At 69.2% G+C, this 14,460-nt stretch carries 13 protein-coding genes; 11 read left to right on the forward strand and 2 right to left on the reverse strand.

What is annotated here, in order from left to right; all coding sequences use genetic code 11:
- Nucleotides 1–515: 515 nt before the first annotated feature.
- The 8 genes from ACLJRM_RS31215 to ACLJRM_RS31250 all read left to right on the forward strand — a co-directional run bounded on the left by ACLJRM_RS31215 (nt 516) and on the right by ACLJRM_RS31250 (nt 9,333).
- A complete protein-coding gene (locus tag ACLJRM_RS31215) occupies nt 516–1,022 on the forward strand; it encodes a TetR/AcrR family transcriptional regulator (protein WP_410665086.1) in 507 nt (168 codons plus the stop codon).
- 184 nt (nt 1,023–1,206) lie between these two features.
- Nucleotides 1,207–2,652 (forward strand): NAD-dependent succinate-semialdehyde dehydrogenase, encoded by a 1,446-nt coding sequence (locus tag ACLJRM_RS31220; RefSeq protein ID WP_410665087.1) that lies wholly within the window; start codon nt 1,207–1,209, stop codon nt 2,650–2,652.
- A 27-nt stretch (nt 2,653–2,679) separates the two neighbouring features.
- Nucleotides 2,680–3,960, forward strand: coding sequence for an aspartate aminotransferase family protein (locus ACLJRM_RS31225; protein WP_410665088.1), 1,281 nt, complete (start codon nt 2,680–2,682; stop codon nt 3,958–3,960).
- Between the two features lie 9 nt (nt 3,961–3,969).
- Complete coding sequence (locus ACLJRM_RS31230) at nt 3,970–5,016, forward strand: extracellular solute-binding protein (RefSeq protein ID WP_101607134.1); 1,047 nt, start codon at nt 3,970–3,972, stop codon at nt 5,014–5,016.
- A complete protein-coding gene (locus ACLJRM_RS31235; protein ID WP_410665089.1) occupies nt 5,013–5,870 on the forward strand; it encodes an ABC transporter permease in 858 nt (285 codons plus the stop codon). Before ACLJRM_RS31230 ends, ACLJRM_RS31235 begins: the two co-directional genes overlap by 4 nt.
- Nucleotides 5,863–6,684 carry an ABC transporter permease gene (locus tag ACLJRM_RS31240; RefSeq protein WP_410665090.1) on the forward strand — a complete coding sequence of 274 codons (822 nt, stop codon included), beginning with the start codon at nt 5,863–5,865 and terminating at the stop codon, nt 6,682–6,684. The genes ACLJRM_RS31235 and ACLJRM_RS31240 overlap by 8 nt, the downstream gene beginning before the upstream one ends.
- Nucleotides 6,677–7,702, forward strand: a complete 1,026-nt coding sequence (locus ACLJRM_RS31245) for an ABC transporter ATP-binding protein (RefSeq protein WP_410665091.1) — start codon at nt 6,677–6,679, stop codon at nt 7,700–7,702. The genes ACLJRM_RS31240 and ACLJRM_RS31245 overlap by 8 nt, the downstream gene beginning before the upstream one ends.
- Nucleotides 7,699–9,333 carry an amidohydrolase gene (locus ACLJRM_RS31250; protein WP_410665092.1) on the forward strand — a complete coding sequence of 545 codons (1,635 nt, stop codon included), beginning with the start codon at nt 7,699–7,701 and terminating at the stop codon, nt 9,331–9,333. Before ACLJRM_RS31245 ends, ACLJRM_RS31250 begins: the two co-directional genes overlap by 4 nt.
- Nucleotides 9,334–9,340: 7 nt before the next feature.
- Here ACLJRM_RS31250 and ACLJRM_RS31255 read toward each other — a convergent pair whose 3' ends face one another.
- Nucleotides 9,341–9,760, reverse strand: a complete 420-nt coding sequence (locus tag ACLJRM_RS31255; protein ID WP_410665093.1) for a MarR family winged helix-turn-helix transcriptional regulator — start codon at nt 9,758–9,760, stop codon at nt 9,341–9,343.
- Between the two features lie 57 nt (nt 9,761–9,817).
- Here ACLJRM_RS31255 and ACLJRM_RS31260 point away from each other — a divergent pair, with 57 nt between their 5' ends.
- The 3 genes from ACLJRM_RS31260 to ACLJRM_RS31270 are packed head-to-tail and all read left to right on the forward strand — an operon-like array spanning nt 9,818 to nt 12,993.
- Nucleotides 9,818–10,336 carry a DUF6790 family protein gene (locus tag ACLJRM_RS31260; RefSeq protein ID WP_410665094.1) on the forward strand — a complete coding sequence of 173 codons (519 nt, stop codon included), beginning with the start codon at nt 9,818–9,820 and terminating at the stop codon, nt 10,334–10,336.
- Nucleotides 10,333–10,992, forward strand: coding sequence for a TMEM175 family protein (locus tag ACLJRM_RS31265; protein ID WP_410665095.1), 660 nt, complete (start codon nt 10,333–10,335; stop codon nt 10,990–10,992). The genes ACLJRM_RS31260 and ACLJRM_RS31265 overlap by 4 nt, the downstream gene beginning before the upstream one ends.
- A gap of 57 nt (nt 10,993–11,049) precedes the next feature.
- On the forward strand, nt 11,050–12,993 hold the full coding sequence (locus ACLJRM_RS31270) for an NPCBM/NEW2 domain-containing protein (protein ID WP_410665096.1): 1,944 nt from the start codon (nt 11,050–11,052) through the stop codon (nt 12,991–12,993).
- Between the two features lie 588 nt (nt 12,994–13,581).
- Here the strand turns inward: ACLJRM_RS31270 and ACLJRM_RS31275 are convergent.
- Nucleotides 13,582–14,439, reverse strand: a complete 858-nt coding sequence (locus tag ACLJRM_RS31275) for an SDR family oxidoreductase (RefSeq protein ID WP_410665097.1) — start codon at nt 14,437–14,439, stop codon at nt 13,582–13,584.
- Between the last annotated feature and the right edge of the window lie 21 nt (nt 14,440–14,460).

Genomic DNA, 14,460 nt, shown 5'->3' on the forward strand with positions numbered 1-14,460 from the left:
GAAAGCCACTTTCGGGACATCAGACGTCCCGAAAGTGGCTTTCGCGACACCCGGGCTGGCTGGCGAGGCCCTTGCAACGCCTGCCACGCCACTGCCGCCCTGGCTCGCCCCCGCAGTACATGAAGGCCCCCTTCCTTGCGCCTAGGTACAGGAAGGGGGCCTTCATGTACTCGGGAAAGGGACCTTTGCGCGCCGCCGCCCGTGACTGCTGGGCTGGCGCCGCCGCCCGAGGCTGCGGAGGGCGATCACGTAGTCCGTGAAGGCCTCCTTCCCTACCTTCAGGGTAGGCAAGGAGGCCTTCACGGACCTGCAACCAACTCCAGCCACAAACAGCAGGTACTTAAGACCCCTTCGGCACTAACCCGAATCGCCACTCACGACCAACGTGACCGACCCGGTACCGGCCCGCCTGCCCGGTTTGAAGTACGTGAAGCCTGTCCCGCCGGTAGCGCGACATTACATCTGTAATGTAGCCTCCTCCCACAAGCCCTCAGACGCGCAAGGAGGTTCCGGGAATGAAGCGGGCACTCCAGCGCGCCGCGGTCGAAGTCGTGGCACGGGAAGGACTCCGCGGCCTCACCTACCGCGCGGTCGCGAAAGCGGCCGACTGCACCACAGGCGCGGTCCAGCACCATTTCTCGTCCATCGACGATCTCCTCCAGTCCTCATTGGACTGGGTACTCGAAGAGAGCGCGGAGAACGGCCTGATCGGCGCCCGCACCGGAGTGTTCGCCGACGGCGAGGAAGTCCGGAAGCGATACCAGGACAGCGCGGAGATCCAGATCTTCCAGTACCAACTGGTCGTCGAGTCCGCACGGCGACCGGAGTTGCGGCCGGTGGTCCGACGGCTCTACCGCGGATACCTCGACGCCGTCGGCAAAGAACTGACCGCCGACGACGGGTTCGCGCAGCTCGTTTTCTACGCCCTCGACGGAATGTTCCTGCACCAGGTGGCGGACCCGGAAGTCGACCCCGGCCCGGCACTCGAAGCCCTGCACACCATCCTGGCAAAGCACGGCTAAGACCGGCAGTACTGCCGCCCGGTGACACGCACCCCGCGTGACACCGGGCCAAAGTACTGCCGTTTTTCGTTACAGGGAAACAACTCCCGACTGTCCTTTTCAGACTTTCGAAACCGATTAGGTGTTGACTTAATCAACACTCGGGAGTCAGACTCGGCGTATCCCTGAAGCGAAAGGCCTTCCGATGCCCGACACCGCTGCCGCGACCCTGTTGATCGACGGTCGCCGGCTTTCCGCCCCGGCGACGTTCGACGTCGTGGACCCCGCGAGCCTCGACGTCCTCGGCCAGGCAGCCGACGCGGACCCCACCCACGCTCTCGCCGCGCTCGACGCCGCGGCCGCCGCCGCTCGCGGCTGGGCGGACACCGATCCGGAGACCCGCGGTGGTCACCTTCGCGCCGCGGCGGCGGAAATCCGGGCACGCCAAGGTGAACTCGCCTCGCTGCTGAGCCGGGAGAACGGCAAACCCCTCACCGAGGCCGCGGGCGAACTCGCGAGCGGGGCGCGGATGCTGGAGTGGGCCGCGGAAGAGGGACGCCGCGCCTACGGCCGGGTCACCCCCGCCTCCGCGGCGGGCCCCGGCCTGGTGCTGCGCTCCCCCGTCGGGCCGGTCCTCGCGATCACGCCGTGGAACTTCCCGGCGAGCATGCTGCTGCGCAAGGTCGGCCTCGCCCTGGCCGCGGGCTGCCCGGTGATCGCCAAACCGGCCGAACAGACACCGCTCATCGCCACCGCGCTGCTCGACATCCTGCAGGCGACCGGCCTTCCCGCGGGCGTGCTGCAATCCCTGACCACGAGCCGCCCCGCGGAACTCGTCGGAGCGCTGCTTGCCGATCGCAGGCTGCGCAAGGTCTCCTTCACCGGATCGACCGAGGTCGGCCTCGGCCTGCTGCGCCAGACCGGCGACACGCTTCGCCGCACGTCGCTCGAAATGGGCGGGCACTCCCCCGCGATCGTCTTCGCCGACGCGGATCTCGAAGCGGCCGCCACCGGCGTGGTCACCGCGAAGTTCTTCAACGCGGGCCAAAGCTGCACGGCCGTGAACCGGCTTTACGTCCACGAAAGCGTACGAGACGACCTGCTCGCGCTGATCGAGAAGAAGACGGCCGCGCTGCGCGTCGGACGCGGAGACGCCGAAGGCACCACAGTCGGTCCGTTGATCGACGAGGCCGGGCTCGCGAAGGTCGAGAACCAGGTCGCCGACGCCGTGGCCAAGGGCGCCCGGGTCCTGATCGGCGGTGGCCGCTGGGAGTCCGGCGACCCGGCGCTGCGCGGCCACTGGTTCCGGCCGACGGTGCTGACCGGCGTCACCGCGGACATGCTCATCAGCCGCGAAGAGACGTTCGGCCCGGTGCTCGCCGTCGCCACGTTCACCGACGACGACGAGGCGATCGCCCTGGCCAACGCCACGGACTACGGGCTCGCCGCCTACCTGTTCGGCTGCGACCTGCGCCGTGTCTGGCGGGCGCTCGACCGCTTGGACTTCGGCGTGATCGGGGTCAACGACCCGGCCCCGGTCCGCCCGGAACTGCCCTTCGGCGGTCAGAAGAACTCCGGCCAGGAACGCGAAGGCGGCGCCGAAGGCATCGAGGCCTACACCGAGACGAAGGCCGTGGCGCTGCGGTTCTGAGCGCGCCCGGGCAAAGAAAGGACCTTCATGACCAGCACCACCGAGCTCGCCGCTCTCGACCGGCGCACCCTCGTCCACCCGCACACCACGATCGGCGCCCCGGCCGAACCGCTCATCCTCGACCGTGGTGAGGGCGCCCTGCTGTGGGACACCGAAGGCCGCCGGTACATCGACGGCACCTGCGGGCTGTGGCAGTGCCCGGTCGGCCACGGCCGCACCGAGCTCGCCGACGTCGCCGCCGAGCAGATCCGACGGCTGGAGTTCTACTCGTCCTTCGGTGACTACTCGAACGCGCCGTCCATCCGCCTCGCCGAACGGCTGTTGTCGCTCGCACCCGCCGGACTGGAACGCGTGTTCCTCACCAACGGCGGTTCGGAAGGCAACGAGACCGCGATCAAGCTCGCGCGCCTCGCCTTTCACCACGCCGGGTCCCCGGAGCGGACGGTGGTACTGGCCCGGACCGGCGGTTACCACGGCATGGGCGGCGCCTCGCTCGCCGCCACCGGGATCGAGGGCCTGCGCGCCGGGTTCGGCCCGCTGCTGCCCGACATCGAATGGCTGGGAAAGCCCCACGCCATCGAGTACGGCCCGGACGCGACGGACGTGCTCGTCGCGGAGCTGGAACAGCGCATCGCCGAGATCGGCGCGCACCGCATCGCCGCGTTCATCGGCGAACCGGTGCTGGGTGTCGGCGGGATGGTGCCGCCGCCGGACGGGTACTGGCCCCGCGTGCAGGAAGTGTTGCGCCGCAACGGGATCCTGCTCATCGTCGACGAGATCGTGACCGCCTTCGGCCGGACGGGACAGTGGTTCGGCAGTCAGCACTTCGGCATCGAGCCGGACATGATCGTCACCGCGAAGGGCATCACCAGCGGCTACGTCCCGATGGGAGCGGTGCTCATCGGCCGCAGGGTGCTCGACCTCGCCGACGGCGCCACGTTCCTGCACGGTTTCACCTACAACGGCCATCCCGTCGGCGCCGCGGTCGCGCTGGCGAACCTCGACATCATCGAGCGGGAGAACCTGCTCGAACGCGCCCGTGTCCTCGGCGCCCGGCTGCGCGCGCGGCTCGACCCGCTCACCGAACTCCCCCACGTGCGCGAGGTCCGCGGGGTCGGCCTGATGCTCGGCATCGAATTCACCGACGTGCCGACGGCGTCGGTGCAGTCCGGCTGCCGCGCGGACGGCGTGGTGGTCCGCGCCTCCGGCACCAGCATCGTGCTGTCCCCTCCGCTGGTCATCACCGAGGAGCAGATCGACACCCTGGCCGACGTCCTGTGCCGCCACGTTGCGGCCGCGGCGAGCTGAGGAGAACCCATGAGACGCCGGATACCGACGCTGCTGTCCGCCGCGCTGACCGTTCCCCTCGTCGCCACCGGATGCGCCATTTCCGAGGGCGGCCCGAATTCGCTCGTGTTCGTCTCCTACGGCCAGGGCGCTTATCAGGCGGGACAGCGCTCGGCGTGGCTCGACCCGTACGAGAAGCGGACCGGGACCACGGTCACGATCGACGGCCCGTCGAGCAACGCCAAGCTGAAGGCGATGGTCGAGGCGGGCAAGGTCACCTGGGACGTCGTGGACACCGACGCCTCCGCGGCCGCCGCGGTCTGCGGCAGCCTGCTCGAACCGATCGACATGGGACCGCTGGCGGCGGGTTTCCCGAAGGGGTCGCTGACCGACTGCGGGGTGCCGGACGCCTTTTTCGGCATGATGCTGATGTACGACACCAAGGTCTACGGCGACCACCCGCCGACCCGCATGGCCGACTTCTTCGATCCCCGGAAGTTCCCCGGACGGCGGATCATCTACGGCGGCGACCCGAGTGTGGGCACGATCGAGGCCGCCCTGCTGGCCGACGGAGTCCCGCGCGACGCGCTGTACCCGCTCGACGTCCCCCGCGCGCTGTCGATGTACGACCGGATCCGGCCGTTACTCACCATCACCAGCACCTACGGCGACCAGCAGCAGCGGATGGCGGGCGGGCAGGCGGACATGGCGCTCATCGTCAGCGCCCGCGCGTTCTCGCTGCTGAAAGCCGGGGCGACCCACTGGAAGGTGGTGCCCGGCATCCCCGTCCCGGTGACCTGGGACGTGCTCGTCGTACCCAAGGGGACACCGCGCGCGGACGAGGCCAAGCGGCTGATCCGGTTCGCCTCGGAACCGGCGCAGGCGGCGGCCTTCGCGGCCAGTGCGGGCGTCGGGCCCGCGAACACCGCCGCACCCCCGCTGGCCACGGCGATCGGCCGGGAACTCGACATCTGGGGAGAGGGCAAGGAGGACCTGCGGGTGCTCAGTGACGTGCGCTGGTGGGCGGCGAACCGCACCAGGCTCGTCAAGGCCTGGTCGGACTGGAGGACCGGATGATCACCGTCCTGAGAACGAGGCGGCCCGCTTCCGTGGCCTGGCTGCTGTTCCCCGCCGCGGCGGTGGTGCTCGTGTTCTTCTTCTATCCGCTCGCCGCGATCCTCTGGCGCAGCTTCACCGAACCCGATTTCGGCGTCGGCAACTACCTGGCCGTCCTCGGGGACGAGGTGCAGATCCGGGTGCTGCTCCGGACCTTGCGGACCGCGCTGATCATCACCGTCGCCACCCTGGTCGTCGCCTATCCCTACGCCTACGCGATGACCCTGGTCGGGCGCCGGGCCCGCACGGTCCTGACGCTGCTGGTCCTGATGCCGTTCTGGACCAGCGTGATGGCCCGCAACTTCGCTTGGTACGTCCTCGAACAGCGAGGCGGCGTGATCGAGAAGGTGCTCGCTTCGATCGGCTTCGACGGAGTGGTGCTCCTGGGTTCGGTGGCCGGGGTGACCGTCGCGATGGTGCAGGTGATGCTGCCGTTCATGGTGCTGCCGCTGCACAGTTCCATGACCGGGATCGACCGCAGCCTGCTCCACGCCGCCGGCAGCCTCGGCGCTTCCCGTCCGGTCGCCTTCCTGCGGGTGTACGTGCCGCTGTCGATGCCGGGAGTCCTGGCGGGAGTGTCGGTGGTGTTCATCATGTCTCTCGGCTTCTACATCACCCCGGCACTGCTCGGCACGCCGCAGCAAGCGCTGGCCGCGCAGGTGATCGGGACCCAGGTCAACGACCTGCTCGACTTCGCCGGGGCCGGCGCGCTCGGGGCGATCCTGCTGGTCGTCACGCTCGTGGTGCTGGCCGTGCTCAGCCGGGTGGCCGCACCGCTGGGTACCAGCGCGGCGGGAGGTGCCGACCGTGGCTGACAAACCGTCCATTTCCAGGGCCGCGCTCCGGCAACGAACGCTCGGCTGGGGACTGCGCGCGTGGGTCGCCGTCGTCGGGTTCGTGCTCGTCGCGCCCACCCTCGTCGTGATCCCGATGAGCTTCGGCGCGGGCTCGACCTTCCAGTTCCCGCCCGACGACTGGTCGTGGCGCTGGTACGGCGAGTTCTTCGGCAGCAAGCAGTGGCTCGCCGCGCTGGGCAACTCGGTCCAGGTCGGCCTGCTGGCGGCGGTGCTCGCGACGGTCGTCGGGGTGGCGGCCGCGTTCGGTCTCGACCGCGCGCGGTTCCGCGGCCGCGGCGTCGTACGGCAACTGCTGATGGCGCCGATGATCCTGCCCGGGATCGTCGTCGCGGTCGCCGTCTACGGGGTCTTCCTGCGCTGGCAGCTCAACGGGACGATGCTCGGTTTCGTGCTGGCGCACGCCGTGCTGGGCGTGCCGTTCGTGCTGACCTCCGTGCAGACCAGTCTCGCCGGGTACGACCCGGTCGTGGAGAAGGCCGCGGCGAGTCTCGGCGCGCCGAAGCTCACGACGCTGCGCACGGTCGTGCTGCCGATCATCGCTCCCGGCGTGCTGTCGGGTTTCGTGTTCGCCTTCGCGACCTCCTTCGACGAGGTCGTGGTCGCCCTCTTCCTGCAGACGCCCGCCATCAAGACCCTGCCGGTGAAGATGTACGAGTCGATCGTCCTCGAGATCGACCCCACCATCGCCGCGGCGTCGAGCCTGATCGTCGTGTTCACCACGATCCTGCTGTTCGTGCCCACGTTCCTGCGCCGACGGAGCCACCATGACTGACGACCACCGCGGTATCACCACCGCCAACGTGACCAAGGCGTACGCCGGTGTCGACCGTCCCGCCGTGGACGACGTCTCGCTGCACATCGCCGACGGCGAGTTCATGACCTTCCTCGGCCCGTCGGGTTCGGGCAAGACGACGATGCTGTCGATGATCGCCGGCTTCACCCCGCTCACCGAGGGGTCGATCACCCTGGACGGCCAGGAGATCTCCCGGCTCAAACCGCACCGGCGCGATCTCGGGGTGGTGTTCCAGCAGTACGCCCTGTTCCCGCACATGTCGGTCGCCCGCAACGTCGCGTTCGGGCTCACCCAGCGCAAACGGCCGAAGGCGGAGATCGACCGCCGGGTCACCGAGGTGCTGGAGATGGTCGGCTTGTCCGCGGTCCGGGACCGGTTGCCCCGTCAGCTTTCCGGCGGTCAGCAGCAACGGGTCGCGCTGGCCCGCGCCGTGGTCTACCAGCCCCGGGCGCTGCTGATGGACGAGCCGCTGGGCGCCCTCGACAAGAAGCTGCGCGACCAGCTGCAGCGCGAGATCGCCCGGATGCACCGCGAGCTGGGCATGACGTTCCTGTTCGTCACCCACGACCAGCAGGAGGCACTCACCCTGTCCGACCGGATCGCGGTGTTCAACGAGGGCCGGATCGAACAGGTCGGCACGCCCGAAGACCTTTACGAGCGCCCGGAAACGTTGTTCGTCGCGCAGTTCGTCGGCGAGTCCAACGCCCTGTCCCTCACGCCCGGCGAAGTCACCATCGTGCGGCCGGAGCGGCTGACCCTGTACACCCGGGCCGAACCGGTGCCGTCCGGGCATCAGCGGGTCAGCGCCCAGGTCACCGACATCGTCTACGTGGGCGACCACAGCCGGATCTGGCTGCGGTACGCCGACGGCGCGCGTGGTTGCGCGGTGCTGGCCGCGGGCGCGGCACACGAACACCGTCCCGGGGACGACGTGACCGTGGCCTGGCATCCGGAACATCAGGCGGCCGTCCCCGCCGTGGAAAAGGCGGCGGTATGACCTCCGATCTGCTCCTGCACGGCGGTCTCGTGCGCACCTTCGACGCCGAACCCGGGAACGCCACGGCGATCCTGCTTTCCGGCGGCCGCGTGGTCGCGGTCGGGGACGACGACACCGTCTCCGCCGCGGCCGCCCCCGGCACGCTGTCGATCGATCTGCGGGGACGCACTGTCCTGCCGGGGATCAACGACGCGCATCTGCATCTGGCCTGGTATGCCCTGGCCGGACCGGAGTTCTGCGTGAACCTCGCGGCCGCGGCGAGCCTCGCCGAGGTCCGGCGGGCGCTGGAGGCCGCGCCACCGGGTGAATGGATCGTCGGCCGCGGCTGGCGTGAGACCACCATCACCGAGTTCGCCGACGGCCGGGCCGCACCGTCACGAGAGTGGCTCGACGACGCGACCGGGACCCGGCCCGCGGTGCTGCACCACGCCTCGTCCCATTCGATCTGGGTCAACAGCGCCGCGCTGGAGCGGGCCGGGATCACCGCGGCGACACCGGATCCCACGGCGGGAGAGATCGTCCGGGACGCCGCCGGGGAGCCGACCGGAGTGCTCCTGGAAAGCGCGCAGGAACTCGTGGCCGGGTTGCTCCCGCAGCCGACCCGGGACGAACGGCTGGACGCGACCGCGCGCACGATGGCCCGGCTGAACCGGCTGGGCGTCACCAGCGTCACCGATCCGATCGTTCCGCCCGGTTTGTGGCAGGACTACCGGGAGCTGCACGCGGCGGGCCGGATGACGCTGCGGGTCACCGCGCTGCTGCACTGGAACTGGCCGTCTCCCACGACTTCGGCGGCCGACTTGGCCCGGGCATTGGACGGTACGGACCTCGATACCGGGGACGACCTGCTGCGCATCGGCGGGATCAAGCTGTTCGCCGACGGCGTCCCGACGCACTGCACGGCCTGGATGCACCGGCCGTATCCCGATGGCGGGCACGGAAGTCTCGTCACGGCCGGGTCCGGCGATCCGGAACAGGTACGGGAACTGCATGAACTGATCGCCGTCGCCCACCGGCGCCGGGTGCGCGTGCAGGTCCACGTGACCGGCGATCGCGCGGCCGACGCCGTGGTCGACGCCATCGAGGCCGCCGCGGCCGCCGACCCGTGGCCGGACGCGCGGCACGTGCTCATCCACGGCACCTTCCTTTCGCCGGAAGTGCACGAACGCCTGGCCCGCACCGGGACCGGCGTGATCACCAGCTCGCTCATGCGGACGTTCAGCGGTCCGTCGATGGTCCGGATCGTGGGCGAAGACCGCTGGCAGGAGTCGTTCCCCGCGCGGACGCTGCTCGACCACGGGGTGACGGTCGCCGACAGTTCGGACGCCCCGGTGACCGAGCCGGACTGGCGACGCGGGGTCGCGACGTTCACCGGCGAGCCGGGGCCCAACCCGTTTTCCCTGCTCCCGCAAGAGAAATGGCTCAGCCGGGAAGAAGCGTTGCGACTGTGGACGACCGGCCCGGCGTGGCTGGAACATGCCGAGAGCCGCAAGGGGACTCTGGCGCCGGGCCGGCTCGCCGACCTGACCGTCCTCGACCACGACCCGGTCACCGCGAGCGGGCGGGAACTGCTCGGCACCCGTTCGGACCTGACCGTCGTCGGTGGGCACGTGGTGTCCGAAGCGGACTGAGGAACCCTCAGTCGGGCGCGAGGATTTCGGCCAGTCGAAGGGTGTCTTCCAGGTAGCGGTCGTAAGGAAAGCCTGCCGCGACGAGCGCCGCGCGGAACTCGTCGTAGAGCGGCTTCCCGGCGGCATGGAAGGCTTTCCGGCCGGCCTCGGTGAGGCGGACCAGCCGTCGTCGCGCGTGTTCGGGGTCGACGGTGATCTGCACCAGACCCTCCGCCTCGAGCGGTCGCAACGCCCGGCTGATCGCCGGATCGGACACCGACAGCGCTTGCGCGAGCCGATGCTGCGTCGTCGGCTCGACCTCCTCCAGCGTGCCCAGAAGCCGTATCTGACTGTAGGTCAAACCGCCGGGGTCGTCGGTGCGCCTGCGGGCCGCTTCGCCCAGCAGCATGACCACGCGGTGCAGCAAGTCTCCGAGTCCATCGTCCACGTGACCCACCTTACCAGAGTCTTGACGAGTTAATATTAACTAGGTAAGACTGAGCCCATGGACAACTTCTCTTACCTCGCCCAATCCGCCTTCCCGCTGGTCTGGGTCGTGGTGCCCGCCATCGGAGCCTCGATCCGCGCACGCCGCGCCACGTCCTCTGAAGAACGGCTCGAGATCTGGCAGCGCTGGTGGGCCATCGGCGCCTTCGGCTGCGGCAGCCTGTGGATGACGATCGCCTTCCTGGTCTTCCCCGACGTCATGGCGACGGCGATCGGCTTCGAGCGGACCCCCTTCCTGTTCGAAATCGCCTTCGCCAACCTCGGCATGGCCCTCCTGGGCTTCCGGGCAGCCTCGGCATCGGCGCGCGAACGCATCACCATCGGCATCGGTGGCGGGATGTTCCTCTGGGGAGCCGTGGTCGGCCACGTCTACCAGTGGTTCGCCAACGGTGACCACGCCCCCGGCAACACCGGCGGAGTCCTCGTCACCGACATCCTGATCCCGGCGGTCATGATCTTCCTGGCCGTGCGGTCCCGGCGCCTCGCGACCACCACCCGTCAGCCCGTCGCGGCATGACCACCCCCACCGGCCCCGGCGAGACGTCCGGGAAGACGCGCGCGGCCGCCGCCGAGCGGCTCACCATCTTCGTCGACGCGGTGATCGCGATCGCGCTCACCTTGCTGGCCCTGGATCTCCCGATCCCGCACGGCGACACCACCGACGCCATGCTGGGGTCGGTGGCGGACCACGGCAAGGAATACCTTGCCTTCGCGCTCGGTTTCGTGGTGATCGCCGCCCACTGGCGCGCCCACCACGAGATCTTCCCCTACGTCCGCTCGCTGAGCGGACGCCTGATCAGCCTCACCCTGGCCTGGCTGTTCATGCAGGTCCTGATGCCGTTCGCGACGCGGGTGATCACCGCCGACGGCGCCTTCCCGCTCCGGTTCGGCTTCTACGCGATGGTGCAGGTCCTGGCCTCCGCGTCGTTCGCGCTGATCATCCGGGAGATCCGCCGCGAACACCTGTACGGACCGGACGGCCCGCCCCGGGTCTTCGCCCAGAGCCTGACGCGCAGTGTCTGCCTGGCCGCGGCGTTCGGGCTGTCCATTCCCGTCGCGTTCCTGACCGAGGGCACCAGTGCGTACCTGTGCTGGCTCGCCGCGCCGATCGCGCTCACCATCGCCCGCCGCGTCCAGGATCGCAAGCCGTCCGCGGCCTCGCATCCCTCTTGACCTTTGTCGCGAGGCAAGGCGATCCTGGGAGTCTTGTCTGCTTTCTGGAGGGGACCAATGCGACGACTCTTCGTACTGCTCTGCGCACTTTTCCTGACGGCGACCGCCGTTCCCGCGGCGGCCGATACGCCCCCTGATCCGGTTCCGGGCGAAAGACCCCCGCTGGGGATCACCTGGGCGACCGGGGATCCCTACTGCATCTACAACCGGTTCACCGAGGACGTCGTGAAAGCCGCGGCGGACCAGCTGGTCACCTCCGGGCTGCGGGACGCCGGATACGAGTACGTCATGCTGGGTGACTGCTGGCAGGCGGCCGAGCGCGACGCCGCCGGGAAGCTCACCGCCCGCGCCAGTTTCCCTTCGGGCATCCCGGCGCTGGTGGACTACGTGCACTCGCGCGGGCTCAAGATCGGTCTCTACAGCGGAACCGGCGAGAAGACCTGCAGCCGTCAGGCGGCGGGCTCGCTCGACCACGAGGACCTCGACGCCCAGACCTTCGCCGACTGGGGCGCGGACTACCTGCGCTACGACACCTGCCACAGCGTCAACGGCGACGCGCCCGCTCGGGTCAAGAAGATGGCGGACGCGATCAAGCGCACCGGACGTCCCATCACGCTCGAGATCGACGATTACGACCGCGACCAGAGCCAATGGCTGTGGGGACGGGCCGCCGGCGCGCAGATTTGGCGTACGTACAAGCACGCGACCTTCAACTTCGGGTACTCGACGGACAGTCTCGACAAGCAGTACGGGCTGGACGGCTACAAGGGCTCGGGTGGCTGGAACATGCCGGGCCCGTTCACTTTCAGCTACCTCAGCACCGCGGAGCGCCAGGCCAAGCTCGGGCTGTGGGCGGTGCTCAACGCGCCGCTGGTGGCCGACATGGCGCTGGCGGCCGACACCACGCTCCCGGCCGCCGAGATGAAGAACCCCGACATCATCGCCGTCCAGCAGGACTGGGCGGGTGTCGCCGGGCACAAGGTCCGCGACACGGGCTGGACCGAGGTCTGGACGAAACCGATGTCCGACGGCTCGGCCGTGCTGGTGCTGTTCAACCGCGGCGAACTGGCCACGCCGATCACCACCTCCGTGGCCGATGCCGGACTCCCCGCCGCGTCCGGGTATCGCGTGCGCGACCTGTGGACCGGCGACGAGACCGAAACGACCGGCGCCCTCCGCGAAACCGTCGGAAGGCACGCCGCCACCGTGCTGCGCGTGTGGCCCACGAACGCGACCGCCGCGCCGCGGACGTCGCTGACCGTCGAGCTGCCCGACTCCGTGCCGCCGTCCCAGCCGGTCACCGCCACGGTCAAGTTCACCAACGCCGGTTCGACGCCGATCACCGGCGCACACCTGCGGTTGACCGCCCCCGCGGAGTGGCGGTTCGACGGCCCCGCCGAAGCGACCACCGAGACCGTCGAACCGGGTAACACGTGGGAGACCCCGGTGACGCTGACCCCGGTTTCGACGGCCACCCAGCCGTTCAAGATGCCGGGCACCGTGACGTACACGACCACGCAAGGCGCGCGGACCGCGACCACGTCGGCCGAGGCGCCGCTCATGCTCGCGCCGAATCCGCCTTATACCAACGGGTTGCTCAGCACTCAGCCGTGGATCTCCTCGGAGAACGGCCTCGGCCCGGTCGAACGGGACAGCACCGACAACGGTCACCCGTTCAAGATCAACGGCAAGACCGAGACACGCGGCGGGCTGGGCGCGCACGCGCCGTCGGTGGTGCGGTACTACCTCGGCGGCAAGTGCAAGCAGTTCACCGCGACCGTCGGCGTCGACGACCGCGGGCCGAACGGGACGCTCGGGTTCCGCGTACTCGGTGATGGCGTCGAACTGGAGGCCACGGGGAACATGCGGCACGGGGACGCCGTGCAACGTCTCGTCGTGCCGGTGACGGGTGTGCAGGTACTCGCGCTCGCCGTGGACGACGCGAGTGACGGCTCCGCCGGGGACTGGGGAGACTGGGTTTCCCCTTACCTCAGCTGCTGAAAGGGTTGTTGAGGGGTAGGGCAAACGTGGCGCGTTCACGGGCGGGTCGTGCCGGACTGGCCGCACCCTGACTGTCCATATAGGACACTTTAGCTGGGTAAGTGTCTGATTGATGCCATATGCGCGCTTTGCAAAGGAGGTCGTGAGCGGCAAAGCGGGTTCTAGTGGACCCGTATTTGTCTACCCACTGGATCCTGATGTCAGCTCAGTGAGGCTGTAGAGCTTGTTCTGGATGGCGATGCGGGTGAGTGGGGAGGATTTGGGACGTTGAACGTCCGGAATCTTCCCCACTCGGCTGCTGTCCGCGGGGTGGCTCGGCCCCTCGACGATGAAGGAATCGGGACACTCAACGTCCCGATTCCTTCACCATCAACACCCGGCACACGCTGAGTCGCCACTCACGACCGAGAAGCCACCGATCGGGCCACACCAGTCTCCCAGGATGTCGCGAAAGCCACTTTCGCGACATCAGACGTCCCGAAAGTGGCTTTCGCGACACGCCCGCTCGACATCGGACGCGACGAAGGACACCGCCAGCCTCGCCCGCGAACACGCCACCGTTGACTTACCCCTCAATATCCAACCCGGTCACTCCTTCAGCGCGAGGGCGATCGAGTCGGCGATCGGCGTGGTGGGCCTGCCGATCAGGCGGCCGAGTTCGCCGTCGGCGCCCGCCAGTTCGCCCTTCTCGATGGCCGACTCCATACCGGTCAGGAGCGCGGCGATCGGCGCGGGGAGCCCGGCGTGGCCGGTCAGGATGTCGGAGAAGGCGTCGGCCGAAACGGGCCGGTAGACGATTTCGCCGCCGGTCTGCCTGCTCAACTCGGCCGTGAACTCGGCGAAGCCCCAGGCGGTGTCGCCACTGAGCTCGTACGCCGTGTTCTCGTGGCCCTCACCGGTGAGCACCGCGACCGCGGCGGCGGCGTAGTCGGCCCGGGAAGCGGAGGCGACGCGGCCTTCGCCGGCGGCCTGGGTGACGGTGGAGGTCTCGAGCACGGGAGCGAGCCGCTCGGTGTAGTTCTCGTTGTACCAACCATTGCGCAGGAACACGTACGGCAGACCGGACTCGAGGATCGCGGTCTCGGTGCCCCGGTGGTCGTCCGCGAGCGTGGCGGTCAGAGCGCCGGGCGCGCTGGTGTACGCGAACAGCGCGACTCCGGCCGCACGCGCCGCGTCGAGGACGATCTTGTGCTGCCCGACGCGGCCCTTGTCGAACTCGGTGCCGGAAATGAGGAGCACCTTGTCGCCTGCGGCGAACAGGTCGTCGAAGGTCTCAGGGTCGTTGTAGTCGGCGATCGCGATCCGCACGCCGCGGGCAGCGAAGGCGGCCGCTTTCTCCCGGCTGCGGGCGACAGCGGTGATCTGTTCGGCCGGGACCTTCTCCAACAAGCCCTCGATGACAAATCGGCCGAGGCTTCCGGTGGCGCCGGTGACGACGATGCTCATGCTCGTACTTTCTCCTTCAAG

This window comes from Amycolatopsis sp. lyj-84, from assembly GCF_046549075.1.
Taxonomy (GTDB): domain Bacteria; phylum Actinomycetota; class Actinomycetes; order Mycobacteriales; family Pseudonocardiaceae; genus Amycolatopsis.

Excerpts from the sequence above, each read along its gene's own strand:
- ACLJRM_RS31215 (WP_410665086.1), top strand. The coding sequence starts at position 516 with ATGAAGCGGGCACTCCAGCGCGCCGCGGTCGAAGTCGTGGCACGGGAA.
- ACLJRM_RS31220 (WP_410665087.1), top strand. The coding sequence starts at position 1,207 with ATGCCCGACACCGCTGCCGCGACCCTGTTGATCGACGGTCGCCGGCTT.
- ACLJRM_RS31225 (WP_410665088.1), top strand. The coding sequence starts at position 2,680 with ATGACCAGCACCACCGAGCTCGCCGCTCTCGACCGGCGCACCCTCGTC.
- ACLJRM_RS31230 (WP_101607134.1), top strand. The coding sequence starts at position 3,970 with ATGAGACGCCGGATACCGACGCTGCTGTCCGCCGCGCTGACCGTTCCC.
- ACLJRM_RS31235 (WP_410665089.1), top strand. The coding sequence starts at position 5,013 with ATGATCACCGTCCTGAGAACGAGGCGGCCCGCTTCCGTGGCCTGGCTG.
- ACLJRM_RS31245 (WP_410665091.1), top strand. The coding sequence starts at position 6,677 with ATGACTGACGACCACCGCGGTATCACCACCGCCAACGTGACCAAGGCG.
- ACLJRM_RS31250 (WP_410665092.1), top strand. The coding sequence starts at position 7,699 with ATGACCTCCGATCTGCTCCTGCACGGCGGTCTCGTGCGCACCTTCGAC.
- ACLJRM_RS31260 (WP_410665094.1), top strand. The coding sequence starts at position 9,818 with ATGGACAACTTCTCTTACCTCGCCCAATCCGCCTTCCCGCTGGTCTGG.
- ACLJRM_RS31265 (WP_410665095.1), top strand. The coding sequence starts at position 10,333 with ATGACCACCCCCACCGGCCCCGGCGAGACGTCCGGGAAGACGCGCGCG.
- ACLJRM_RS31270 (WP_410665096.1), top strand. The coding sequence starts at position 11,050 with ATGCGACGACTCTTCGTACTGCTCTGCGCACTTTTCCTGACGGCGACC.
- ACLJRM_RS31275 (WP_410665097.1), bottom strand. The coding sequence starts at position 14,439 with ATGAGCATCGTCGTCACCGGCGCCACCGGAAGCCTCGGCCGATTTGTC.